2 pseudogenes are annotated in these 399 nt (G+C 45.9%); both read left to right on the top strand.

Features of this window, described 5'->3' with window-relative positions:
- Window positions 1-195, top strand: a pseudogene (locus tag SB773_RS30220) (hypothetical protein); the annotation flags it as partial.
- Between the two features lie 128 nt (window positions 196-323).
- Window positions 324-399, top strand: a pseudogene (locus tag SB773_RS35390) (transcriptional regulator); the annotation flags it as partial.

Here is a 399-nt window from a genome sequence, read left to right as displayed (position 1 = left end):
CAGGCATCGCATGTAATCGTTCCGGTCACGTCATTTGCAGATGAAGAAATACGAACATTAGCGGAGCGGGCGGAAGCGATCGGGGAGCAAACATTGGCTAGGCATCTGTATTATTTAGCGGGGGAAACAGTATGTCCATCCTGCCACGAGAAAATTTCTGTTTGGCCGTCTTTGCTTAGCACATTTACAATGTAGAGCGCAAGTTAAGGGGGAACGGCGAAAAGGATCGGATCAAGAATGATATTGCAACTTGGAGTTGAATCATTTATTATGGACACTACAGGTCTGTAATAATGATAATGTTGAGAAGGGAGGAGGGGAGCTTGCAGTTCTCCAAAAGTACAGATTATGCCCTACACGCCTTACTTCATCTCGGAAACTCGGAGCGTTGCAACAATG

Origin of the sequence: Bacillus sp. SIMBA_074 (assembly GCF_046534555.1) — a bacterium.
Lineage (GTDB): Bacteria > Bacillota > Bacilli > Bacillales > Bacillaceae_G > Bacillus_A > Bacillus_A mycoides.
This window is presented reverse-complemented; position numbering and strand designations above follow the sequence as displayed.